This is a genomic window from Rhodoferax sp. ZS1R8 (genome assembly GCF_056521325.1).
Window position 1 is genome coordinate 183,751 of record NZ_JBWMBA010000004.1, and the last position, 24,796, is coordinate 208,546.

Here is a 24,796-nt window from a genome sequence, read left to right on the forward strand (position 1 = left end):
GGCGCCCGTCAATCGGCGCGTCAGAGCACGGTTTGCTTGACGGCGTGTTCCCAGCGCCCCATCAACTCCTGCGCGCGGGCTCGGTCCAGCGTCGGCAAAAACCGCCGCTCGGCACGCCACAGCGCAGACAGCTCGTCCGTGCTTTTATAGACACCCACGGTCAGCCCCGCCAAATAGGCCGCGCCGAGCGCTGTGGTTTCAATGACTGCCGGCCGCACGACCGGAATTCCCAACAGGTCGGCCTGAAATTGCATCAACAGGTCGTTGATACAGGCGCCACCGTCCACACGCAATTCCGACACGGTTGCGCCGCCCACGTCGGCTACGTCACGGCCCATGGCCTGCAACAACGCGGCGCTTTGGTAAGCAATGCTCTCCAGAGCCGCTCGGGCAATATGGGCCACCGTGCTGCCGCGTGTCAGGCCGGTGATGGTGCCCCGAGCATCCGGTTTCCAATACGGAGCGCCCAACCCGGTAAAGGCCGGGACCACGATCACGCCACCAGAGTCTGGGACGCTCTGGGCCAAGGCCTGGACCTCGCCACTTGCTTGTATGGCATGCAGGCCATCACGCAACCACTGCACCACCGCACCGCCGACGAACACGCTGCCTTCGATGGCGAACTGCGGCACGGCGTGGGTCTGAGCGCCGGGCCTCCCCAAGCCAGACCGCTCCCCCTCGGGGTACAGCGCAGTACGCGAAGCGACAAGCGTGGGGGCAATTTGCGCTGCGCTGGTGGTGATCAAGCCGTTGTGGGACGTTTGGAAGTTGCCGCCGGTGTGCATCAGCATGAAGCAACCCGTGCCGTAGGTGTTCTTCACCATGCCGGCCTTGAAGCAGGCCTGGCCAAAGAGGGCACTTTGCTGGTCGCCCGCCACGCCTCCGATAGGTATGGCGTGGCCCAGCAGCGCGGGTGCAACTTCACCGTACTGTGCGCTGGAAGCTTTGACGGTCGGCAGCATATTGGCGGGAATGTCCAGCGCCTGCAGCAGTTCGGCATCCCACTGGTTGGTGTGCACATTGAACAGCATGGTGCGGGACGCGTTGCTGACATCGGTGGCGTGCACGGCCCCATCAGTCAGCCGCCAGATCAACCAGCTGTCTACCGTGCCAAACGCCAGCTCGCCGTTGGCGGCCTGTTGCCGGGCGCCCGTCACGTTGTCCAGTATCCACTTGAGTTTTGTACCTGAAAAGTAGGCGTCCACCAGCAGACCGGTCTTGGCCTGAATCGTGTCAGCCAGGCCGCGTTCGCGCAATGCCACGCAGGTGGGTTCGGCCCGGCGGTCTTGCCACACGATGGCGTGGTGAATCGGCAGGCCGGTGCGCCGGTTCCACACCACGGTGGTCTCGCGTTGGTTGGTGATGCCAATGGCCTGTACCTGGCTGGCCTGTATGCCGGCCTTGGCAAGTGCCTCACGGGCCGTGGCCAACTGGGTGCGCCAGATCTCCTGGGGGTCATGCTCTACCCAGCCGGGCTGCGGGTAGATCTGGGTCAGCTCCTGCTGCGCCTGTGCCACGGTGCGGCCTTCGGCGTCGAACACGATGCTGCGTGAGCTGGAGGTGCCCTGGTCCAGGGCGAGTAGATAGGTCATGGATTCACCTTGAGGGTAGATGCAGGCGTAGTGCCGGATGCGACGGTGTAGCGTAGCTGTGCCTCTGCCAGCAGGTCGGGGAATGGATCGGGCGGAGTCGCGTCAGTAAACAGACGGTCAATCTGCGACAACTTTGCGACCTCCACCATCGCGGGGCGGTTGAATTTGCTGCTATCTGCTGCCACCCACACTTCACGCGCATGGGCAATGATGGTTTGCGATACCTTGACCTCGCGATAGTCAAAGTCACGCAGCGTGCCATCTGCTTCTATGCCTGAAATGCCGATCAGTGCAATGTCTACCTTGAATTGGCGGATGAAATCCACCGCCGCCTCGCCGACGATGCCCTGGTCCCAGCCACGCACGACGCCACCGACCACGATGACCTCGCTGTTGGCATTTGCACTCAGGATGCTGGCCACGTTCAGGTTGTTGGTGATGACGCGCAGGCCTGTGTGGTTGAGCAAGGCCCGCGCTATGGCTTCGGTTGTCGTGCCAATGTTCAGAATGAGCGAGCAGTCGTTCGGCACTGCGGCCGCCACCTCACGGGCGATGCGTACCTTGCCTTCGGCATTCAGGTTTTCGCGCTGTTTATGGGCGATATTTTCAATGGTGGAGCTAGGCACCCGCACACCGCCGTGGAAACGCGCCAGCAGCCCTTCGTCGGCGAGGCGCTGCACGTCGCGGCGCACTGTCTGCAGGGTCACCCCCAACGTATCGGCCAACTGCTCTACCGAAACAGTGCCATGGGTTTGCACGTAGGCAAGCAATTCAAACAGTCTGGGGTGTCGATTCATTTGTGTTCCTTTGGCGGGCCATGCCAGGGCTTACATCTTAAAACGAATTAAAAAGAACATATTTAGGGTAAATACCGATAAAAATCGAAAGCAAAAGAATAACAATCGCCTAATTCGAATTCAGACGAAACATAAAGAAAAGGTGGCGTGATGCAGTTGACCCTGGAAGGCATCAACAAAAAAGTGGGGCCGCAGACCTGGTTGCACAACATGAACATCGCGCCCCGCAGCGGTGCGGTCACGGTGTTGCTGGGCGCGACGCAGGCCGGCAAGACCAGCCTGATGCGCATCATGGCCGGGCTGGATGTGCCCACTTCGGGGCGCGTGCTGGTGGATGGCCGCGATGTGGTGGGTGTGCCGGTGCGTGAGCGCAATGTCGCCATGGTCTACCAGCAGTTCATCAACTACCCCTCGCTCAAAGTGCGCGACAACATTGCGTCGCCGCTGAAGTTGCGTGGCGAGAAAAATGTGGACCAGCGCGTGCGCGAGCTGGCGGAGAAGCTGCACATTGAAATGTTTCTGGACCGCCTCCCGGCCGAACTGTCGGGCGGGCAGCAACAACGTGTAGCCCTGGCCCGCGCACTGGCCAAAGGCGCACCGCTGATGCTGTTGGACGAACCGCTGGTGAATCTGGACTACAAACTGCGCGAAGAATTGCGCGATGAATTGACCGCGTTGTTTGCGGCCGGCAACTCCACCGTGGTCTATGCCACAACAGAACCGGGTGAAGCCTTGCTATTGGGTGGCTACACCGCAGTGTTGGATGAGGGCGAACTGCTGCAATACGGCCCCACGGCCGAAGTTTTCCACAAGCCTGCGTCTCTGCGGGTTGCCCGCGCCTTCAGCGACCCACCCATGAACCTGTTGTCAGCCACGGCTACCGCCAATGGCGTGCAGTTGGAGGGAGGCCCACTGTTGACAATCGGCCTGTCGTCCAAATCCACGCCGAAATTGACGGTTGGCGTGCGGGCGAGTGCGCTGCGCGTCCATGCCCAAGAGGGCGATGTTGCGCTGGCCGGTAAGGTTGAGCTGGCAGAAATCTCAGGCTCTGACACCTTTGTCCACGTACACACGCAGGTGGGTGAACTGGTGGCGCAGCTCACAGGTGTGCATTATTTTGAACTGGGTGCGCAGATTACGCTGCACTTCAACCTCGCACAGGTCTATGTGTTTGATGCCCAGGGAATGCTGGTGTTGGCCCCAGTGCGTGGCGGAGGACGTTGATATGGCACGCATAGAACTCGATATGGCGCACGCGTACCGGCGCGACCCCAAGCAGGATAGCGATTACGCGCTGTTGCCGCTGAAGATGGCGTTTGAGGATGGTGGCGCCTATGCGCTGCTGGGCCCCTCGGGCTGTGGCAAGACCACGCTGCTCAACATCATGTCCGGCCTGGTGACGCCATCGCAGGGGACCGTGCTCTTTGATGGACGGGATGTGACCCAGGCGTCGCCCCAGCAGCGCAATATTGCGCAGGTGTTCCAGTTCCCGGTGATCTACGACACGATGACGGTGGCCGAGAATCTGGCCTTCCCGCTGCGCAACCGCAAGATGCCCAAAGAGCAGATTGCCAAGCGCGTGGGTGAGATCGCCGAGATGCTGGAGATGAGCGGCCAGCTGAACCAGCGCGCAGCAGGTCTTGCCGCGGATGCAAAGCAGAAGATTTCGCTAGGCCGCGGCCTGGTACGGCCCGACGTGTCCGCAGTGTTGTTTGATGAACCGCTGACCGTGATCGACCCACATCTGAAGTGGCAGCTACGGCGCAAGCTCAAGCAGATCCACCATGAGTTGAAGCTGACGCTGATCTACGTAACCCACGACCAGGTAGAGGCCTTGACCTTTGCCGATCAAGTGGTGGTGATGACGCGGGGCCGCGCCGTGCAGGTGGGCTCACCCGCTGACTTGTTCGAGCGCCCCAGCCATACCTTTGTCGGTCACTTCATCGGTTCGCCTGGCATGAATTTTCTGGCTGGACATGTGGGCGGGCAGGGCGTGCAGGTTGGCGGCAGCACACTGGCCGTGCCCGCAGGCCGTACGCTGCCGGCTGGTGATATCAAGCTGGGCATACGGCCGGAGTATCTGACGCTGGTGCCCCCGCAGACCGACGGCGCCCTGCCCATGACGGTTTCGCGGGTCCAGGACGTGGGCACCCATGTGATGTTGAGTGCGGACTTTGCAGGGACTACCGTGAAGGCGCGCCTGTCAACAGATGCGGCCCAACTTACGCCTGGGGCCGCCGTGTGGCTCAAGGTGTTGAATGAGCACACCTGCATTTACAAGAATGAGGAGATCGTGGCATGAGCACAACGACCAAACCGGTGAACCAGAAGGCTTGGTTCTTGATACTGCCCGTGCTGCTGTGCGTTGCGTTCTCGGCCATCCTGCCATTGATGACTGTTGTGAACTATTCGGTGCAAGACATTATTTCTCCGGAGCGACGGGTCTTCGTGGGCACGGAGTGGTTTGCCGCCATCATGCGGGATGAGGAGTTGCATGGCGCGCTGTTGCGGCAGTTGACCTTTTCTTTCTCTGTGCTGGCGGTTGAACTCCCGCTGGGCATTTTGTTGGCTTTGTCCATGCCATCGCTAGGCTGGAAATCATCCGCCGTGCTGGTCATCGTATCGCTGTCGCTGCTGATTCCGTGGAATGTTGTGGGCACGATCTGGCAAATCTTCGGGCGGGCCGACATCGGCCTGATGGGGGCCGCGTTGCAGGGTGTCGGCATTGATTACAGCTACACCGGAAACCCGACCCATGCCTGGCTTACGGTGTTGCTGATGGACGTGTGGCATTGGACGCCACTGGTGGCATTGTTGGGCTACGCAGGGCTGCGTTCCATTCCCGATGCCTACTACCAGGCAGCCAGTATTGACGGAGCCAGCAAGCTGGATGTCTTTCGCTACGTGCAGCTACCCAAAATGCGCGGCGTCTTGATGATCGCGGTGCTGCTGCGCTTCATGGACAGTTTCATGATCTATACCGAGCCCTTTGTGCTGACCGGGGGTGGCCCCGGCAACGCGACCACGTTCCTGTCGCAATTCCTGACGCAGAAGGCCGTGGGACAGTTTGACCTGGGACCTGCAGCCGCGTTCTCGCTGATCTATTTCCTGATTATTTTGTTGCTGTGTTTCATCTTATACAACTGGATGCAGCGCGTAGGCACCCAGTCAGTGGAGGGCGGTCAATGAGCGCAGTGCCGGGCCGCCCCAAACAAGCTCGCACCCCCCTGGGGGGCTGCGAATACACGAAGTGCATCGCATGGGGGTCGCATGTCTAAGCCTAAGTTCCAGAAACGCACGCTGTTTCTGATTGCGTACATCGTCTTTGCCCTGCTGCCCATCTACTGGATGGTCAACATGTCATTCAAGACCAACCAGGAGATCGTGGCCGGCTTTTCATTGTTTCCAGAGCACTTTACCTGGGCCAATTACGTCACCATATTCACCGATTCGTCGTGGTATTCGGGCTACATCAACAGCCTGGTTTACGTAGCCATCAACACCGTCATTTCATTGACGGTTGCGTTGCCAGCGGCCTATGCATTCTCACGCTACAGCTTTTTGGGTGATAAGCACGTGTTCTTCTGGTTGTTGACCAACCGCATGACGCCGCCGGCGGTGTTTTTGTTGCCGTTCTTCCAGCTCTACACAACGGTCGGCTTGATGGATACCCATGTGGCGGTTGCGTTGGCGCACCTGTTGTTCAATGTGCCCCTGGCGGTGTGGATTCTGGAAGGGTTCATGAGTGGCATTCCGCGCGAAATCGACGAGACCGCCTACATCGACGGCTATTCATTCCCCACCTTCTTTGTCAAGATCTATCTGCCGCTGATCAAAGCGGGTGTGGGTGTTGCCGCGTTCTTCTGCTTCATGTTCAGCTGGGTGGAGCTGCTGCTGGCCCGCACACTGACCAGTGTGAATGCGAAGCCGATCGTGGCCATCATGACGCGCACGGTCTCTGCGTCGGGCATGGACTGGGCGACGCTTGCGGCCGCTGGGGTTCTGACGATAGTCCCAGGCGCCATCGTGATCTGGTTTGTTCGCAATTACATCGCCAAGGGCTTCGCGATGGGACGCGTTTGAGCCGCAACTGAACTGTTTCGCAAAGGGAATTCACCATGTTTGAATGGATGGCCTGGACTACGCCCGTGGCAGTATTTTTCAGCTGTATTGTGCTGATGCTGGTGGGTATGACCGTGTGGGAAATCAAGTCACCTACGACGCTGCGCCGCGGCTTTCTTCCGATGGAGACCACCCGTGGTGACCGCTTGTTTATCGGCTTGCTTTCAGCCGCCTATGTCAACTTGGCTTTCGTGGGCCTGAGTGGTCGTTTGGTCGAGTGGATGGGCCTGCAGGCCGAGCCTTCGATCTGGTTCAGCTTTGTTCTTTCCATGTGCTTGCTTGCGTTGATCATGCGCAAAGGCTAGTTCAAGACGGATGAAAAGGTTCGGCTTATTTCCCCCTGGAGCCGTTCAAGCCTTCTAAACAGGGGTGTTTCGACCTGAGGAGTTAGACAATGAAATTAAGGTATTCGGTATTGGCAGTCGCCCTTGCTTGCGCAGTGGGCAGCCAAGCTTGGGCTGACGAAGCCGCAGCCAAAAAGTGGATCGACGACGAGTTCCAGCCTTCGACCTTGTCCAAGGCCCAGCAAGCCGCTGAACTGAAGTGGTTTATTGACGCTGCCGCGAAGCTCAAGGCCAAGGGCGTCAAAGAGATCAGCACGGTGTCGGAAACGCTGACTACGCACAACTACGAGTCCAAGACCCTGGCCAAGGCCTTTGAGGAAATCACTGGCATCAAGGTCAAGCACGATGTCATCCAAGAAGGCGACGTTGTCGAAAAGCTGCAAACCTCTATGCAATCGGGCAAATCCATTTATGACGGATGGATTTCTGACTCGGACCTGATCGGCACCCACTACCGCTACGGCAAGATTTTGAACCTGACCGACTACATGACCGGCGCAGGTAAAGAGTGGACCAACCCCGGGCTGGATGTCAAAGACTTCATCGGCACCAGCTTCACGACGGCTCCCGACGGCAAGATGTACCAATTGCCTGACCAACAGTTCGCCAACCTGTACTGGTTCCGCGCGGATCTGTTTGCCAAGCCCGAGCTAAAGGAAAAGTTCAAGGCCAAGTATGGCTATGACCTGGGTGTGCCATTGAACTGGAGCGCCTACGAAGACATCGCCGAGTTCTTCACCAACGATGTGAAGACCATCGACGGCAAGCCGATCTATGGCCACATGGACTACGGCAAGAAAGACCCATCACTGGGCTGGCGCTTCACCGATGCTTGGTTGTCCATGGCCGGTACGGCAGACATCGGTATTCCCAACGGCAAGCCAGTTGACGAATGGGGCATCCGTGCCTCGGCAGACGGCTGCAACCCACAGGGTGCTTCCGTGGCCCGTGGTGGTGCTACCAATTCGCCAGCAGCCGTCTACGCTTTGACGAAGTACATCGACTGGATGAAGAAGTACTCGCCCAAGGAAGCCATTGGCATGACCTTCGGCGAAGCAGGCCCTGTGCCAGCGCAAGGCCAGATTGCACAGCAGATTTTCTGGTACACCGCCTTCACCGCCGACATGGTCAAGCCTGGCCTGCCAGTCGTTAATGCCGACGGCACCCCCAAGTGGCGCATGGCCCCCGGTCCCAATGGACCGTACTGGAAGCAAGGCATGCAAAACGGCTACCAGGACGTAGGATCGTGGACCTTCTTCAAGGACCATAACCCTGACCAAGTGGCTGCAGCCTGGTTGTATGCACAGTTTGTAACCAGCAAGACCGTGTCGTTGAAGAAATCTACCGTTGGGTTGACCTTCATCCGCGATAGCGACATCCGCTCCAATGCCATGACTCAAATGGCGCCCAAGCTGGGTGGCCTGGTGGAGTTCTACCGCAGCCCCGCACGCGTGGCCTGGACGCCCACCGGTACCAACGTGCCTGACTATCCCAAGCTAGCCCAGCTGTGGTGGAAAAACGTGGCTGTAGCGGTCACGGGCGAGAAGACACCCCAGGCTGCGATGGACAACCTGGCCAATGAAATGGACGACGTGATGGGCCGCCTGGAACGCGCCGGCATGGCACATTGCCCGCCCAAGCTCAACGCCAAGTCGGACCCCAGCAAATGGCTGAGCGACAAGGGTGCACCATGGAAGAAATTGGACAACGAGAAACCAAAGGGTGAAACCATTGCCTATGACACGCTGATCAACGCGTGGAAGAACGGCAAGACGCGCTGATCCGGTTTGTTCGAACTCTGATGCTCTAAAGGTCGGCCGTGTGAGCACATTTGCCACACGGCCTTTTTCTTACTTCTTATGCTTACAACCATGCAGCCCCAATTGACACGGCGCGAAACGTTGATGGACCGACTGGCACAGGCCGAGGCCTATGACATCGCTATCGTCGGCGGTGGAGCGACAGGCTTGGGCGTTGCGCTGGACGCCGCAGCCCGCGGTTTCAAGGTTGTCCTTGTTGAGTCGCACGACTTTGCCAAAGGCACCTCTTCACGGGCAACAAAGCTGGTGCACGGTGGCGTGCGCTACCTGGCCCAAGGCAACATTTCGTTGGTGCGCGAGGCATTGCACGAGCGCACAACGCTGCTGAACAACGCGCCCCATCTGGCGCAACCCCTGCCGTTCATCATGCCCTCCTACAAATGGTGGGAGACACCGTTTTATGGCATTGGACTCAAGATGTATGACGCCCTGGCGGGCAAAGCCGGCCTGGGCAAAACCGAATTTCTGAATCGCGAGCAAACGCTCAAATACCTTCCCACTGCGCTGCCGCAAGGTCTGCAGGGCGGCGTCAAATACTGGGATGGTCAATTCAACGATGCCAAGCTGGCTATGGCCTTGGCCCGCACGGCCGCAAGCCGGGGCGCACTGCTGGTGAATTACTGCCGGGCGGCTCACCTGTTGTACCAAGACGGCAAGGTGTCTGGCCTGGTATGTGAAGACACCTTAAATGGCAAGCAATACACGATCAATACCCGCTGCGTCGTGAATGCCACTGGGGTGTGGGTAGACGAACTGCGCCAGAAAGATGGCGCTGCCAGCGGCGCAAGCAGCAAGCGCGCCACCGAACCCATGGTGACGCCTAGCCAGGGCGTGCACATCGTCGTGGACCGATCATTTTTGGACAGCGATGTCGCGTTGATGGTGCCCAAGACGGCGGATGGGCGGGTGCTGTTCGCCGTGCCGTGGTTGGGCAAACTCATCTTGGGCACGACCGATACTCCGCGCAACGATCTGGCGCGAGAGCCTCTGCCGTTCAAGGAAGAAGTGGATTTCATACTTAACGAGTCGGCACGCTATCTGCGTAAGGCTCCGACCCGCGCTGATGTAAAAAGTGTGTGGGTGGGCCTGCGCCCTTTGGTCAAACCGCAGGACGATGACGGCGACAACACCAAGGGCATCAGCCGCGAACACACAGTGATGGTCAGCCGCAGCGGCATGGTCACCGTGACGGGCGGCAAATGGACCACCTACCGCGCCATGGCCGAAGACGTTCTGGATGCCTGCGCTAACAAGGCATTGCTGGAGAAGCGAGCCAAAGGTGTCACCACACATCTCAAGCTGGTGGGCTCCGGCATGCCGGCGGCGCAGATTCGGTCCATCTGCCTGGCACCGGGCCTGCATTCCTACGGCGACGAGCAGGCTGTAGTGCAAGCCATGCCCGGCGGTGACCGGCAGCTGTGCGAAGGCCTGACCGAAGGCATGGTTCGGTTTGCTGCACGGTATGAATACGCGATCACCGTGGAAGACATGCTGGCGCGCCGTTCGCGGCTGCTGTTTCTGGATGCACGCCTCGCAGCAAGCCTGGCGCAAGAAGTTGGGAATATCTTGTTGGAGGAGACGGGCATTGACCCCGAGGTTGAGGCCTTTGGCGCACTGGCTCAGCATTATCTGGACCTGCCGATTTAGGTTGTTGTCCGTCGGGTATGGCAGCCTGTTTCTACCTATTGACGCCGCTGTGCAATTACCGGACTATGGTGCCGATGCGTGAATAAAAAGGAGACAACACCGTGAAAATTTTTACGCGTCTGGCGCTGCTGGGTGGCATTTTGTCCGCACTGCTGCTGGTTGTGGGCAGCATGGGCCTCTATGGCCTGGGGGCGACCAACGAAGCTTTGCGCACGGTGTATGAAGACCGCACCGTTCCGGCCGGGCAATTGGGTGAAATAGGGGCCAAGTTGATCAGCAACCAGTTGGCTCTGTCGGCCGCGCTGATCACCCCCACGCCCGAAGTCATCGCCTCCAGTACGGCCACTGTGGACGCCAATATTGCCGCCATCTCCAAACTGTGGTCGGCCTATACCGCAATCAAACTTTCCGACGAAGAGCAGAAGCTCGCCAAGGCCTTTGTCGAAAACCGCAAGAAGTTCGAAGAAGGCCTGCAGCCCGCGCTGGTTGCGCTGCGCGCAAACGACGTGATTGAAGGCCAAAACATCCTGGTCAACAAGATTCCACCGCTGTATGCGCCTGTAAAGAAGGGTATTGATGCCCTGAGCCAATTGCAGGTGGATGGTGCGAAGAAAGAGTTCGCCGACGCCTCTGCGCGTTACGGCACTTTCAAGCTGGTATCGCTTGTTTCGATCGTAGGAGGCCTGCTGTTTGCTGCGGTGTTTGGCGGTGTAACGCTGCGCACCATCATCGGTCAACTGGGTGCAGAGCCCTCCGAGGCTGCTGTGTTGGCGCAAAGTGTAGGAGCGGGTGACCTGACCACGGCAGTGGCACTCAAGCCTGGCGACAACATCAGCCTGATGGCACAACTCAAGGCCATGCAGGACAACCTGACGCAGGTGGTGACCAATGTACGCAATGGCTCCGAAGGCGTGGCCATCGCCAGCGCCGAAATTGCGCAGGGCAACCAGGACCTGAGTGCGCGCACCGAGCAGCAGGCCAGCGCGCTGGAAAAAACCGCGTCCAGCATGGAGGAGCTGAGCTCGACCGTTAAACAAAATGCAGATAGTGCCCGCCAGGCCAACCAGTTGGCCATGAGTGCGAGCACGGTCGCGGTCAAGGGCGGCGAAGTGGTCACACAGGTGGTGGAGACCATGAAGGGCATCAACGAATCCAGCCGCAAGATATCGGACATCATCAGCGTCATCGACGGCATTGCTTTTCAGACCAACATCCTGGCGCTCAACGCGGCCGTGGAAGCCGCCAGGGCAGGGGAGCAGGGTCGAGGTTTTGCGGTGGTGGCCAGTGAGGTGCGCAGCCTGGCAGGCCGTTCTGCTGAAGCAGCCAAAGAAATCAAGCAACTCATCAACGCCAGTGTGGAGCGTGTGGAGCATGGCAGCGTGCTGGTGGACCAGGCAGGCGTCACCATGACGGAGGTAGTGAGCAGCATCCAGCGGGTTACCGACATCATGGGAGAGATCAGCGCCGCCAGCAACGAGCAATCGCTTGGCGTGTCGCAGGTCAGCGAGGCCGTGGCCCAGATGGACCAGGCGACCCAGCAGAATGCCGCGCTGGTGGAGCAGATGGCGGCGGCGGCCAGCAGTCTCAAATCGCAGGCCCATGACCTGGTAGGTACCGTGGCCGTTTTCAAGCTGGCCCACGGGGCCGCTGGCGCATCGCAGATGGCAATGCCGCGCATGCAGGCCCCCCCGTCAGTGGCCGTGCGACCCGCGGCCAGAGCGGGCGCGGCAATCACTGTCGCCAAAAAGCACGCCCCTGCTGGCAAGCCCAAAGCCCTGTCGGCACCCGTAGCTTCCAAGGCGGCGGATGATGGCAGCTGGGAGAGTTTCTGATCGCTGAGACCGGGTGGCGGCCACAGGGCGCAGGTGACTGCCCGGCCCTTTTCTCTTGGTCAAATCGGGCTGTAGCCCTCGCGGAGCGTGCGTAAGCAGCTACTAAAAACGTAGCAGCTTCAGGCGGGCGCGGCCAGAACCGCCAGCGCTTTTTCAGAAAACTCTATCCACATGGTCTCTTGCAAGATGCCGGCGCCCAGCACCAGGTGCTGCAACTGCGCTCTGCGCGAAGTGTCTCCACGGGCGAAGTCTCGGGCCTCAATGGCGCGGTACACGGCCAGCTTCTGGCGGTGCAACTCCAGCCGTCGGCGGATATCGTCGGCCAGACCGGTGGGGCCCACCACCGCCTCGGCCCGCAGGCGGACCATGAACTCGTCGCGCAGGGGTTTGGGATCCTGGTCCTCAGCTACCCAGCGTTCCAGTTCGGCGCGGCCAGCGGGCAGCACCTGATAGACCTTTTTGCGGCCGCGGCCGGATTCGGGCGGGAGGGATTCCACCCAGCCAGCAGCTTCCAGCCGCCCCAGCTCGCGGTAAATCTGCTGGTGCGTGGCATGCCAGAAGTAACCAATGGAGCGGTCAAAACGGCCCGCCAGATCGGAGCCGGAACTGGGTTGCTCGACCAGGGCGGTAAGGAGGGCGTGGGGCAGGGACATGGCCGTATTTTATGCAACCAGTTGCACAGTCGTGAGGTTTTTGCGTAGAATTGTGCAACCAGTTGCATAAAGGACCCTCGATGACCGCCCCCCATTCCCAATACGCCAACATGCTCAAGCCCCTGGACCTGGGCTTTACCACCCTGAAAAACCGTGTCCTGATGGGCTCTATGCACGTCGGGTTGGAAGAGGTGCCCAATGGTTTTGCCCGCATGGCCGCGTTCTACGCCGAGCGCGCCCGGGGCGACGTGGGCCTGATCGTGACCGGCGGCATTGCGCCCAATGAACGCGGCCGGCCCATGAAGGGCGGCGCCATGCTGACCACCGAGGCAGAGGCTGAACACCACCGCGTGGTGACCGATGCGGTGCACCAAGAGGGCGGCAAAATCGCGATGCAGATCCTGCACTTTGGCCGTTACTCGTACCAAAAGGACCTGGTGGCGCCCAGCGCGCTGCAGGCGCCCATCAACCCCTACACACCGCACGGCCTGAGCACCGACGAGGTGGAGCAGACCATTGAAGATTTCGCGCGCTGTGCAGGTCTGGCACAACATGCCGGTTACGACGGCGTGGAGATCATGGGCTCAGAAGGGTATCTGATCAACGAATTCATCGCGGCCCGCACCAACCACCGGGATGATGAGTGGGGTGGCAGTTACGAGAACCGCATGCGCTTCCCGGTCGAGATCGTGCGCCGCGTGCGAGCCCGGGTCGGGGCCAACTTCATCATCATCTACAGACTGTCCATGCTGGACCTGGTGGAGGGCGGCTCCACGCTGGACGAGGTGATCCAACTCGCCAAGGCGGTCGAGGCGGCCGGCGCCACCATCATCAACACTGGCATTGGCTGGCACGAGGCGCGCATTCCCACCATCGCCACCAAGGTGCCACGCGCCGCGTTTGCCTGGGTGACCCAGCGGCTCAAGGGCCATGTGGGCATTCCGCTGGTCGCCACCAACCGCATCAACACGCCCGAGGTGGCGGACCAGTTGCTGGCCGATGGCTTTTGCGACATGGTGTCCATGGCCCGGCCGTTTCTGGCGGACCCGGACTTTGTGCGCAAGGCGGCGCAGGGCCGCGCCGACGAGATCAACACCTGCATTGGCTGCAACCAGGCATGCCTGGACCACACCTTCGGGGGCAAGATCACGTCCTGCCTGGTCAACCCCCGCGCCTGCCACGAGACCGAGCTGGTGATAACGCCCGCGGCACAAGCCAAGCGCATCGCGGTGGTGGGCGCTGGCCCGGCCGGACTGAGCTTTGCCGTCACCGCCGCCGAACGTGGCCACAGCGTCGAGCTGTTCGACTCTGCCACGGAGATTGGTGGCCAGTTCAACATCGCCAAGAAGGTGCCGGGCAAGGAAGAGTTCTATGAGACGCTGCGCTACTTTGACCGCCAGTTGGCGCTGCGCGGCGTCAAGGTGTCGCTCAACACCCGCGTCACGGCCGATGCCCTACAGGCCGGCGGTTTTGATGAGGTGATTTTGGCAACCGGGGTTACGCCGCGCACGCCACACATTGAGGGCGTCGACCACCCCAAGGTCATGGGTTATCTGGATGTGCTGCGCGACGGCAAGCCCGTGGGCCAGTCGGTGGCGGTGATCGGCGCGGGTGGCATTGGTTTTGACGTGTCCGAGTACCTGACCCACTCCGGCACCAGCCCCAGCGTGGACGCACCCAAGTTCTATGCGGAGTGGGGCATTGATACCGCTTACGCCCAGGCTGGCGGCATCAAGGCAGCCCATGCGGAAACCTCGCCACGCGAGGTGCACCTATTGCAGCGCAAGGAGAGCAAGGTCGGCGACCAGTTGGGCAAGACCACCGGCTGGATACACCGGACCTCTCTGAAAGCCAAGCGCGTGGGCATGGCGCCCGGCGTGCAGTACCAAAAAATAGACGACGCCGGCCTGCACATTCGCGTCGGTGACCAACAGCAGGTGCTTGCCGTCGACAACATCATCCTGTGCGCGGGCCAGGAGCCGCAGCGCGAGCTGTACGGCGCGTTACAAGCTGCGGGGTGTTCCGTACACCTGATTGGCGGTGCTGATGTGGCCGCCGAGCTGGACGCCAAACGCGCCATCAACCAGGGCACACGCCTGGCTGCGACGATTTGACTTTAAACCTCAACACCAATGGAGCACACATGCACACAGCCCCAACCCAAATGAAACCCGCAGCTGCCGCATCCCTCGCCAAATGGCACGCCATGGTTGCCGCCGGCAACCTGCAAGACCTGCCCAGCATCGTCCACCCCGATGCGGTGTTCCGCTCGCCGATGGCCATCCATCCCTACCAGCCCGCGGCGGCACTGATACTGGCGCTCAACACCGTGATCAAGGTGTTCGAAGACTTCACTTACCACCGCCAACTGGCATCAGACGATGGTCTGAACGCCGTGCTGGAATTCAGTGCCCGCGTGGGTGACAAGCAGCTCAAAGGCATAGACCTGGTGCGCTTTGACGAGGAAGGAAAAATCGTCGAGTTTGAAGTCATGGTGCGCCCTTTAAGCGGCCTACAAGCACTGGGCGCGGAGATGGGTGCGCGGCTGGCGGAGAAGATGCCGGCCTTTAAGGTGAAGGGCGCTGCCTGAGTCGGTAGGTTGCAGCCCTGCCCGCAACTGCCTTTAGTTAAGTCTGACGCAGCGCTCTGGGAAGCGTTTCATAAGGTCACATTCCCGCTTGCGCATGAATTGGGCAATCGCCTGCGCGCGGGGGGAGCCTTCTGACACTCCATAGTTTGGGTGAGTGCAATATGCCGGATTGCTAGGGCACACACCCGTTTGCAGTCCGGTGGACGTATAAATGTCTTCAGCCGAAGTTGCACGCGTGACCGAGGTCTGCGCAGGCGTCGCTGTATTGTTGACCTTCATCACCTTGACCGCAGCGTCCCCTTTGTCGCACTTGTTGGCGTCGGCGTATTTGATGCCGTCGGGCGTCGTGCAATTCCAGAAGAAGCCGGCAGCGGCAAAAGCCGGCCACGCCGTGGCGAAAAGCAACAGCGCGAGCGCGAGAAGGCGAGTGAGGTTCATGGTGGTCCTGTAGGTTGGCAGCTACCGCGCACTATAGGGCATGATCCGCCGTGCTATTGCCGGGTTACGCGGCAGCCATCGCGGCCAATTCTTCCCGCAAGCGTGCGTTCTGTGCTTCCAGTTCGCGAATACGGGCTTTCACAGCCTGCACTGTGTCTTGCTCAATCGCGCTAGCGGACGCGTCGTCTTCTGTCGGAGCCCGTTTCCTGGTTTCGCGCACCCGCTTGGCGGCTTGCCGCAGCTGCTCCTTACCGCCCAGCGCAGCCGCAATCTGCTCCTGCTCGGGCAGCGTGGCCACAGCAGCGGCGGCATTCAGCGATAGGGTTCCCGATTTGACGGCAGCCACCACCTCCGGCGCCGCCTGCTTTTGGATTTTCTCGATCAGCACAACCTGGTTGCTGCTCAGGCGTGCTACTTTGGCAATGTCTTCGCGGCTTTTTAGCGGCTCGGGCGTTGTTGTCGGTGCGGCAACCGCCCCAGGGGCTGGGGTGCAGTCTGCAATTCCGTTCGGCGCGGATTTCGGTCCTCTGTCGTTCAAGATTTCGCGCTTGCGCAGCGCGAGCACACCCCGCTGAAAGTCGGACACACTGCGGCGGCCCAGGTGCTGGTCAATCATCCACAGATGGACATCTTCCATAGTCTGGAACTGCTTGCTTTGCAAGGTCTGGAACGCAATCCCGTGCTTTTGGCAAATGCCATAGCGGTTGTGGCCGTCAACCAGCACGTCGCCCCACAGTACCAGGGCATCCCTGCACCCCTCCGCCAGCAGGCTGCGCTCCAACGCATCGTGCTCTTCGGGCGTCAGGGGATCGATATAGGCTTTGAGATCAGGATTGATGACGATGGTCATGGCTTGGAAGAGGGGCTGGGTTCGGGCAAAGGGCGTGATTGTAGGGGGGGCCACTTATATCGGCTGAAAGCGGCGAGGTTGGCACAGGCATTGCTAACCCATCGGTACAACGCGCATCCCATCCACTTACACACACGAGGAGTCTGCAGCATGAACCGCATGGAAGTAACCGAAAAAATAATTAGCACCAAAGTGGCCAAAGACATTACATGGGACCATGTCGCCAAGAAGGTGGGCTTGTCCAAGGAATGGGTCACCGCCGCTTGCTTGGGCCAAATGACGCTGGACGCTAAGCAGGCCAAGGTCGTAGGCAAGATTTTTGGACTGACAGCCGAAGAGCAGAAGTGGTTGCAGGTGGTGCCCTACAAGGGCTCGCTACCCACCCCGGTGCCGACCGACCCCTTGATCTACCGCTGGTATGAAATCGTCAGCGTCTACGGCACCACGATTAAGGAATTGATACACGAAGAGTTTGGCGACGGCATCATGAGCGCCATTGATTTTTCAATGGACATCGTGCGCCAGCCTGACCCGAAAGGCGACCGCGTCAATGTGGTGCTGTCCGGCAAGTTTTTGCCTTACAAGCAGTACTGATAGCCCCGGCCAAGAATGGCCGGCGCACCAACTGCGCGCCAGTCTTGCAAACCCTAGGATAATCGTCTGAAAACATTGCGCCTGTCCCCTGCGCCTGGTTATTTTCTACGTCAGTGGTCCTGACACACCGTTTCTTGATCCGCTGAACGGACCACGTTCGCTTGTAGCGCCCACGGTACGCAGCTAACCCTTGTTCCTCCGACAAGTGGTCATCTTGGCGGCTAGGCCGGTGGTGCTCTCGCCGCCTTATTAGCTTCCGCTAACACCCCCTCAATCAACGCATCCTTGTCCCTCCACAGCTGCTGCACCCATTGTGAAAACGCCTCCCTGAACGCCGGGTCCTGCGCGTAGTCACCAACCATCAAATGCTGTGGTATGGGCAGGCTGCGCACGCGCACGATGACGCGGCGCAGCTTGCCGCGCAGGAAATCGGTGAACGTGATCGGGCCATCCGGGTAGACGATGGTGATGTCCAAAATGGCCTGAAATTTATCGCCCATGGCATTCAACGCCATGGCCATGCCGCCGGCTTTGGGTTTCAGCAGATGGCGGTAGGGTGACTGTTGCTTGGCATGCTTGGCTGGTGTGAAGCGCGTGCCCTCCAGAAAATTCATGACGCTGGTCGGAATCAGTGCGTATTTCTCGCATGCCTTGCGCGTGGTCTCCTGGTCTTTGCCGCGCATGTCGGGGTGTTTCTTGAGATATTCCTCGGTGTGGCGGCGCATGAATGGAAACTCCAGCGCCCACCAGGCCAAGCCCATGACAGGCACCCAGATCAGTTGCTGCTTCAAGAAAAATTTCAGCAGCGGTATGCGGCGATTCAGCAAGTGCTGCAGCACCAAGATATCTACCCATGATTGGTGGTTGCTGTTGACCATGTACCAGCTGTACGGGTCCAGGCCCTCCAGGCCTTGTACGTCCCACTGGGTGCGCTGGGTCAAGGCCATCCACGCGCTGTTACCCCAGATCCAGTTCTCGGCAATGCCCAACAGCAGGGGGTCTATGCGCAGGCGCACGGCCTTGAATGGCAGCAGCAGCTTCAGCGATGAGAAGACCAGCAGTATCGGCACCCAGAACAGCGCGTTCAGCACCATCAGCAGGGTTGCAATAGTGAAGATGACGGGGGAGGACAAGAAGGAAAGCATGGTGGCTGCAGGATGGGTGCTAAGAAGTGCTATCAATACAGGAGCGGGTTACGCTCGTTGGGCGAGGGCTACAGCCCATTTTCGTTGAAAAAGCACAGGGTGTTACGACCTCTGGCTTTGGCCTCGTACATCGCCATGTCGGCCTGCTTGAGTAGCTCAGGGCCGGGCGTGCTGCGACCCAGGAACAACGTAGCGCCGATGCTGGGCGTGGTGCTGTGCTGCACGCCCAGCAACAGGTAGGGTTCGTTGAGACTGGACAAAATCTTGTGGCCCACGGTAGCGGCGTGCAGTTTGGCATCGTCTTGGTTCACGCTCAAATTCTGAATCAGCACCACGAACTCGTCGCCACCCAACCGCGCCACCGTGTCCACCGCGCGGATGCATTGCAGCAGGCGGTGTGCCAGTTCTTGCAGCATCAGGTCGCCAACATCATGGCCGTGGGTGTCATTCAAATCCTTGAATTTGTCCAGGTCCAGGAACAGCAGCGCGCCGTGGGTGCTGTTGCGCTGGCTGGCGGCCAGCGCAGTGTCCAGCCGGTCGCCCAGCATGCGCCGGTTGGGCAGTCCCGTGAGCGCGTCGTGGTAGGCGAGATGCTCGATAGCTTGCTCGGCCTGTTTGCGTTGGGTGATGTTGCGCGAGATCGCGATCAGCCGTTCCTCCTCGCCCGCCAGGGTGGGTTTGCGCACCACCGACAGTTCGAACCAATGGCGCCCGTGGGGGAGCTGCAAGCTGTAGGTCTTACCTGTGGAGCGGCCAGTGTCCAAGGCTTCGCGCAAGGCAGCCATGAAAACCTCAGCCGCCTCCTGCGGCAACACTTCCGATACCAGCCTATCGATTTGCTGGGTAGCCGGCCGCAACAGCTCCTGAGAGTCATGGCTGTGGATGACGCGGTAGCGGCCCTCACCATTGAATTCGAACACCAGATCGGGCAGGGCTTTGAGCGTCGCCTGCAGTTCGGATTGGGTGGCGAGCAGTTCGCCTTCGACGTGCTTTCGCTTGGAAATATCCATCAGCGTACCCACCATGCGCAGTGGCTTTCCGTCGCGGCTGAACTGCACAACCTTTCCCCTGTTACCCAACCACACCCAGTGGTTGTCGGTGTGGCGGGCGCGGTATTCAGCCTCGTAGGCGGGCAAGGCACCACTCAAGTGGGCGCGCATGGCGTCCAGCGTGCCGGGCAGGTCGTCCGGATGGATGAGGTGGCCCCATGCGCGGCCGTGTTTGCTCTCTGACACGTCTCGGCCCAGCATGGCGCAGGAGCGCTCGTCCAGGTAGTAGCCCTTTTCGACACTGAGGTCGTGGTCCCAGCGGCCGAGGTCTGCGCTCATCAAGGCCAGCTCCAGCTGTTCGGTGGTGTCACGCAGCCGCGCTTCAGCGTCTTTGCGCGCCTGGATGCTGCGGCCCATGCCCAGCACGCCGACGATGCGGCCGTCTGCGCCACGCATGGGGGTTTTGATGACTTCGTAGATGCTGGGGTCGCTTAGCAGGGGGGAGGGCATCGGGCGTTCCTCGCTCAGCGATTGCCCGGTCTGGATGACGATACGGTCTATCCGCAGGAACTCTTGCGCAATGGCTTCGCCAACCCAATCCTTATCTTTGGAGCCCACAATTTGATCGGCGGTCGTGCCTACGTTTTCTGCAAAAGCCGTATTGCAGGCCAGATAGATGCCTTGGGTGTCTTTGAGCCAGACTCTGTCGGGTATGGTCTCCAGCAGGTTGCGCAACAGGTTTTCGCTAGTCTGCAAGGACAGCGTGGCCGCGCGCTCGCCAGTGATGTCTTCAATCGTGCCCTCTACATACAAGGTGTTGCCCTGTGCGTCGCGCACCAGGTGAGCATGCTCACGCACCCAAAACCGTTCGCCTGTTTTGAGGCGGTAGGTTTCGGACACAAAATCAGTGACTTGACCTTGGGTTTCAAGAATATCCCGGAACTCTTGGCGCCGGCCCGGCTGCACGTACGAGTCGGCACCCAGTGCGTGCGGGTGGGCCAGGCATTCGGCTTCGCTGGCGAAGCCATTGAGCCGGGCCAGCGCCGCATTGAGGCGCACAACTTTTCCCGCGGCGTCGGACCGGTAGGCCCCGATGGGCAGCAGGTCAAACAGCGTGGATAAATCGTGTAAGGCCAAGCCGCATGCTCCTGCTTTTTGTTTGCCGCTCTACTTGAGGCTGCCCGCCAAGAATTGCTGCAGGCGTTCGCTCTTGGGCGCGGCCAGCACGGTGGCCGGGTGGCCCTGCTCCTCGATTCGGCCCTGGTGCAAAAAGACCAGGTGTTTGGATACCTCTCGGGCGAAGCCCATTTCGTGCGTCACCACCACCATGGTCCGGCCCTCTTGCGCCAGGTTCTGCATGACCTTGAGCACCTCGGACACCAGCTCGGGGTCCAGCGCGCTGGTGGGTTCGTCAAATAGCATGACCTCAGGCTCCATAGCCAGCGCGCGCGCTATGGCCACGCGCTGCTGCTGGCCGCCGCTCAGGTGGGCAGGGTAGCTGTCTTCCTTGCCGGGCAGGCCGACCTTGGCCAGGTATTTGCGGGCGGTCTCAATCGCCTGTTCTTTCGGCACACCCAGCACATGCACGGGCGCCTCGATGATGTTTTGCAGCACCGTCATGTGTGCCCACAGATTGAAGTGCTGGAACACCATCGCCAGCTTGGTGCGCAGCCGAGCCAGTTGCTTGGGGTCGGCCGCGCGCAGTTCGCCATTGGATTGCTTGACCAGGTTTAGCGGTTCGCCCGCGACGGCAATGCTGCCCTCGTGCGGCTTTTCGAGCAGGTTGATGCACCGCAAGAATGTGCTTTTGCCCGAACCCGAGCTGCCAATGATGCTGATGACATCACCCGCGTGGGCCGACAGCGACACGCCCTTGAGCACCTCGTTGGCGCCAAAGCGCTTGTGGATGTTGTCAACCTGGAGTTTGAGCGGCTTTGGCGTCGTCATGGATTGGGAGAAAAGAGGAGGGTAGAGGAAGTGATGGAGGCCTCAAGCGCCCAGCAGCTCACCAGTTTTAAAGGCTTTGGCGCCAGCAATCTTGCCCAACTCACCGCCCGTGGTCACATAGCGGTCACGCACGCGGGCATACAGCACACCGCCAACGCCAGCCAGCACGCGCTGGCTGTGGTTCGCAATGGGGTCAATGATCTCTGCCACCAGGTCGCCCACCCGTAGCATTTGCCCGGGCTCTGCAGCAAACGCGACAACACCGGCCGAAGGAGCGTACAGTGTTTCGGACCCAGCCAGGGGCGTGGCCTGGCACAGTGCGGGCGGCATCGCCGGTGCATGGGCGCTGTGCACAACCTGCAGGTGCTGCAGGTAGGTCAGCAGGGCCCGGGCGTCGGTTTGGGCGAGTGCGTGGCTGACATCTGTCTCGCCGCGCAGCTCAATCGTCGTGCTGCAGCAGCCCTGCGGAAGTGGGGACGGGTTGCCGGCTGCGGCCAGGTCTTCGGCCAGGCGCCACCACACGCCGGACAGGCATTCGTCAAACGGGCCGCTACCCGAATTCTTGGCCAGCAAGATGGCCTGGCATTGCAGGAAGCGCGTCAAGGGTTCGAACTGCGGCCAGCAGGCTTCTTCGGTGTAGAAGTGCATCACCGATTCGCAGTCGCAGTGCAGGTCCAGCACGTAGTCGGCATCAAACGACAGCGTCAACAGTCGCTGGCGCAGGCTTTGCAGCTCGGTTTGGGGTTTCCAGTCTTGCAGATATTGGCCGATGGCACGGCGTACGGTGGCCACGTTGGCGTGCGCGTCGGCACCCAAACCGTCTTTGACTTCCGGCCACACGGCTTTCGACAGATCGGGGTAATGGCGGTTGAAGTTTTCAGACGTATCCAAGTCAAAGCGACCCATGGGTTTGTGGTCCAGCCGCTGCGCCAGCCCCAGCGGGTTGGCCACAGGTACCACCACTACCTCACCCATCACCTGGCCGGCGGCGTCTGCAGCTTCGAGCAAGGCTCTCAGGTGGTGGGCGACCAGCATGCCGGGCAACTCTTCGGCATGCAGACTGGCCTGGATATAGACTTTGGGCCCGCGTCCCGGTGTGCCGAAATGCAAGCTGGTCAGCGTCTTGTGGCTGCCCAGGCTGGGGGACAAGAGGGGATGGTCTACGCGTTGCATGGTGTCAGTGTGTCCGTGGTGCCAGGTAGGCCAGCAAATGCCGTTCGCCAAATTTGAACAGGCCAATCAGGCAGAACGAGGCCACCAGGTAAATGGCGGCTGCTGCCAGGTAGGCTTCAAATGGCAGGTAGTAGGTGGCATAGATGCTGCTCGCTGCGCCCGTGACGTCCAACAGCGATGGCACGGCGCTGGCCAGGCTGGTGGCGTGCAGCATCATGACCACTTCGTTACTGTAGGCGGGCAGCGTGCGGCGCAGCGCGCTGGGCAGCACGATACGCAGCATGACCTGGAATCGGCCCATGCCATAAGCCTGCGCAGCTTCAATTTCGCCAGCGCTGGTTTCGCGTATGGCGCCCGCCAGCATCTCGGCGGTATAGCCGGCGGTGTTCAGCGCGAAAGCCAGCAGTGCGCAGAAGAATGGTTCCTTGAAGTGTGTCCATGGCCACACGCTATCCCACCGCGCTTGTATCCACTCCAACTGACTCAGCCCGTAATAGATCAGGTAAACCTGGATCAGCAAGGGCGTGCCGCGGATCACATAGGTATAGGAGGCCACCAGCCAGCGCAGCGGCGCCCACGGCCCGGTCAGCAGCAATGCAAATACCAACGCCATGACAGCGCCCACCGCCAACGAGGCAAACAGCAGCGTCAGCGTGGTGGCTACACCGGTACCAAACAGCGCGATGTTTTGAGGCTCCAACAGGACGGCAAAGTTCATTTACAGCGTTCCCCGCTTGGTGCCCAGACTGAAGCGGGTATTGAGCCTGCGCAGCACAAACAGCGACACCGTGGTGTAGACGAGAAACAAGCCTGCCGTGAACAAAAAGAACACAAACGGTGAGCGCGTGGCCGCACTGGCCTGCTTGGCGGCGTAGGTCATTTCTTGCAGGCCGATCAGGCTGACCAGGGCCGTGGCCTTGATCAGCACCAGCCAGTTGTTGGTAAAGCCGGGCAGGGCGTAGCGCACCATTTGCGGTGCGGTGATGCGCACAAAGGTTTGGATACGGCCCATGCCAAAGGCCCATGCGGCCTCGGCCTGGCCTTTGGGAATGGACAACATGGCGCCGCGGAAGGTCTCGGTCATGTAGGCGCCGTAGATAAAACCCAGCGTCAAAATGCCGGCTACCAGCGGGTTGATGTCTACCGTGGCCTCACTGCCCATCCACTCCAGCGCATTGTTGATGCCAATGGTGCCGCCGTAGAAGATCAGCAGCATCAACACCAGGTCGGGGATGCCGCGAATGACGGTGGTGTAGGCCGTGGCCAGGCCGACCCAGACCGGGCGGCCCGACAACTTGGCGCCGGCACCCAGCAGGCCCAGCACGATGGCCACCAACAGGGACGCGAGCGACACGCCCACGGTCAGTACTGCACCCTGCAGAATGGCTGATACGTAGGCGTTCACGGATTGCAGTCCTCGCTAGGCGCGGGCTTATTTGCCGTAGACGTCAAACTTGAAGTACTTGTCGTTGATCTTCTTGTAGACGCCGTTGGCGCGCAGCGCCTTGATGGCCGCGTTCAGCTCGGTCTTCAGTGCGTCCTGACCCTTGCGCAGGCCGATGCCGGCGCCAGCGCCAAAGTATTTGGGGATAAACAACTCTTCCCCCTTCAACTCGTAGTCCTTGCCCTCGGGCTTGCTCAGAAAGCCGCCAGTCACTTCCACATGGTCGGCTACGGTGCCGTCCAAGCGGCCGGCGCGGATGTCCAGGTAGACCTGGTCTTGCGCCTCGTACGACACCACATCCACCCCTACGGTCTTGAGTTCACCCAGCGCGTATTTTTCCTGGGTACTAGCTTTGAGCACGCCTATCTTCTTGCCCTTCAGTGAAGCCGGGCCAGTGTAGTTAAAGGCCTTCTTGGTAACGACGCGGCTGGGGGTGCTGTAGTATTTGTCGGTGAAATCGATCTGCTTCATGCGGTCATCGGTGATGGACATGGAACTGATGATGACGTCGTATTTGCGCGCCATCAAGCCGGGGATCATGCTGTCCCACCCTTGTTCGACAAACACGCATTTGCGCTTGATCTGCTCGCACAGCGCGTTGGCAATGTCCACATCAAATCCGGCCGGTTTACCGTCCACCTTGTAGGTGAAGGGCTCATAAGTGGGGTCGATGGCGACTTTCAGGTCCTTGCCCTGGGCAAAGGATGCGACGCCAAAGGCTCCCAAAACGACGGCCAACAGTATCTTTTTCATTGCATACACCTCGGTAAAACCAAAATTTCATTCTACGGGCTGCGCGCGACCCAAATTGCCGGAGTT

The 24,796-nt window shown here is 60.2% G+C and carries 23 protein-coding genes; 11 read left to right on the forward strand and 12 right to left on the reverse strand.

The annotated features are described in order from the left end of the window. Positions 1-20: 20 nt before the first annotated feature. Positions 21-1,592, reverse strand: coding sequence for a glycerol kinase GlpK (gene glpK / locus AC097P_RS15040; protein WP_479611240.1), 1,572 nt, complete (start codon positions 1,590-1,592; stop codon positions 21-23). Beyond that, entirely contained in the window at positions 1,589-2,389 is an 801-nt protein-coding gene (locus AC097P_RS15045) for a DeoR/GlpR family DNA-binding transcription regulator (protein WP_479611241.1), read from the reverse strand. Before AC097P_RS15045 ends, glpK begins: the two co-directional genes overlap by 4 nt. Before the next feature lie 150 nt (positions 2,390-2,539). Between AC097P_RS15045 and AC097P_RS15050 the strand changes: the two genes are divergently transcribed. From AC097P_RS15050 to AC097P_RS15085, 8 genes are all read left to right on the forward strand, one after another. Beyond that, entirely contained in the window at positions 2,540-3,613 is a 1,074-nt protein-coding gene (locus tag AC097P_RS15050; RefSeq protein ID WP_479611242.1) for an ABC transporter ATP-binding protein, read from the forward strand. Between the two features lies 1 nt (position 3,614). Then, entirely contained in the window at positions 3,615-4,691 is a 1,077-nt protein-coding gene (locus AC097P_RS15055; RefSeq protein ID WP_479611243.1) for an ABC transporter ATP-binding protein, read from the forward strand. Continuing rightward, positions 4,688-5,578: a carbohydrate ABC transporter permease gene (locus AC097P_RS15060; protein WP_479611244.1), complete on the forward strand. Its 891-nt coding sequence runs from the start codon at positions 4,688-4,690 to the stop codon at positions 5,576-5,578. Before AC097P_RS15055 ends, AC097P_RS15060 begins: the two co-directional genes overlap by 4 nt. A gap of 81 nt (positions 5,579-5,659) precedes the next feature. Then, positions 5,660-6,472, forward strand: a complete 813-nt coding sequence (locus tag AC097P_RS15065) for a carbohydrate ABC transporter permease (protein ID WP_479611245.1) — start codon at positions 5,660-5,662, stop codon at positions 6,470-6,472. 35 nt (positions 6,473-6,507) lie between these two features. Continuing rightward, positions 6,508-6,816, forward strand: a complete 309-nt coding sequence (locus AC097P_RS15070) for a DUF2160 domain-containing protein (RefSeq protein WP_479611246.1) — start codon at positions 6,508-6,510, stop codon at positions 6,814-6,816. A gap of 89 nt (positions 6,817-6,905) precedes the next feature. Beyond that, positions 6,906-8,636: an ABC transporter substrate-binding protein gene (locus AC097P_RS15075; protein WP_479611247.1), complete on the forward strand. Its 1,731-nt coding sequence runs from the start codon at positions 6,906-6,908 to the stop codon at positions 8,634-8,636. Positions 8,637-8,714: 78 nt separating this feature from the next. Then, positions 8,715-10,322, forward strand: coding sequence for a glycerol-3-phosphate dehydrogenase/oxidase (locus AC097P_RS15080; RefSeq protein ID WP_479611248.1), 1,608 nt, complete (start codon positions 8,715-8,717; stop codon positions 10,320-10,322). A 101-nt stretch (positions 10,323-10,423) separates the two neighbouring features. After that, a complete protein-coding gene (locus AC097P_RS15085) occupies positions 10,424-12,154 on the forward strand; it encodes a methyl-accepting chemotaxis protein (RefSeq protein ID WP_479611249.1) in 1,731 nt (576 codons plus the stop codon). Between the two features lie 119 nt (positions 12,155-12,273). On the opposite strand, the gene AC097P_RS15090 is transcribed toward AC097P_RS15085, so the two are convergent. Then, entirely contained in the window at positions 12,274-12,807 is a 534-nt protein-coding gene (locus AC097P_RS15090) for a PadR family transcriptional regulator (RefSeq protein WP_479611250.1), read from the reverse strand. 80 nt (positions 12,808-12,887) lie between these two features. Here AC097P_RS15090 and AC097P_RS15095 point away from each other — a divergent pair, with 80 nt between their 5' ends. Both AC097P_RS15095 and AC097P_RS15100 read left to right on the forward strand, forming a co-directional pair. Next, complete coding sequence (locus AC097P_RS15095; protein WP_479611251.1) at positions 12,888-14,921, forward strand: oxidoreductase; 2,034 nt, start codon at positions 12,888-12,890, stop codon at positions 14,919-14,921. A gap of 29 nt (positions 14,922-14,950) precedes the next feature. Further along, the gene (locus AC097P_RS15100) at positions 14,951-15,397 is read left to right on the forward strand and encodes a nuclear transport factor 2 family protein (RefSeq protein WP_479611252.1); all 447 of its coding nucleotides are present in this window, start codon (positions 14,951-14,953) and stop codon (positions 15,395-15,397) included. A 33-nt stretch (positions 15,398-15,430) separates the two neighbouring features. On the opposite strand, the gene AC097P_RS15105 is transcribed toward AC097P_RS15100, so the two are convergent. Both AC097P_RS15105 and AC097P_RS15110 read right to left on the reverse strand, forming a co-directional pair. Continuing rightward, positions 15,431-15,835 carry a hypothetical protein gene (locus AC097P_RS15105; RefSeq protein WP_479611253.1) on the reverse strand — a complete coding sequence of 135 codons (405 nt, stop codon included), beginning with the start codon at positions 15,833-15,835 and terminating at the stop codon, positions 15,431-15,433. Between the two features lie 64 nt (positions 15,836-15,899). Continuing rightward, positions 15,900-16,685, reverse strand: a complete 786-nt coding sequence (locus tag AC097P_RS15110; RefSeq protein ID WP_479611254.1) for a plasmid replication/partition related protein — start codon at positions 16,683-16,685, stop codon at positions 15,900-15,902. A 150-nt stretch (positions 16,686-16,835) separates the two neighbouring features. Between AC097P_RS15110 and cynS the strand changes: the two genes are divergently transcribed. After that, positions 16,836-17,279, forward strand: a complete 444-nt coding sequence (gene cynS, locus AC097P_RS15115; RefSeq protein WP_479611255.1) for a cyanase — start codon at positions 16,836-16,838, stop codon at positions 17,277-17,279. Positions 17,280-17,500: 221 nt separating this feature from the next. On the opposite strand, the gene AC097P_RS15120 is transcribed toward cynS, so the two are convergent. The 7 genes from AC097P_RS15120 to AC097P_RS15150 form a co-directional block, all read right to left on the reverse strand. Continuing rightward, positions 17,501-18,424 (reverse strand): acyltransferase, encoded by a 924-nt coding sequence (locus tag AC097P_RS15120; protein ID WP_479611256.1) that lies wholly within the window; start codon positions 18,422-18,424, stop codon positions 17,501-17,503. Between the two features lie 68 nt (positions 18,425-18,492). Continuing rightward, the gene (locus AC097P_RS15125; RefSeq protein WP_479611257.1) at positions 18,493-20,550 is read right to left on the reverse strand and encodes a diguanylate cyclase domain-containing protein; all 2,058 of its coding nucleotides are present in this window, start codon (positions 20,548-20,550) and stop codon (positions 18,493-18,495) included. 30 nt (positions 20,551-20,580) lie between these two features. Next, on the reverse strand, positions 20,581-21,360 hold the full coding sequence (locus AC097P_RS15130; RefSeq protein WP_479611258.1) for an ABC transporter ATP-binding protein: 780 nt from the start codon (positions 21,358-21,360) through the stop codon (positions 20,581-20,583). Positions 21,361-21,402: 42 nt separating this feature from the next. Further along, on the reverse strand, positions 21,403-22,533 hold the full coding sequence (locus AC097P_RS15135; RefSeq protein WP_479611259.1) for a M14 family metallopeptidase: 1,131 nt from the start codon (positions 22,531-22,533) through the stop codon (positions 21,403-21,405). Positions 22,534-22,537: 4 nt separating this feature from the next. Beyond that, on the reverse strand, positions 22,538-23,251 hold the full coding sequence (locus AC097P_RS15140; RefSeq protein ID WP_479611260.1) for an ABC transporter permease: 714 nt from the start codon (positions 23,249-23,251) through the stop codon (positions 22,538-22,540). Beyond that, a complete protein-coding gene (locus tag AC097P_RS15145) occupies positions 23,252-23,938 on the reverse strand; it encodes an ABC transporter permease (RefSeq protein WP_479611261.1) in 687 nt (228 codons plus the stop codon). A gap of 27 nt (positions 23,939-23,965) precedes the next feature. Next, on the reverse strand, positions 23,966-24,730 hold the full coding sequence (locus AC097P_RS15150; protein ID WP_479611262.1) for a transporter substrate-binding domain-containing protein: 765 nt from the start codon (positions 24,728-24,730) through the stop codon (positions 23,966-23,968). Positions 24,731-24,796 lie beyond the last annotated feature (66 nt).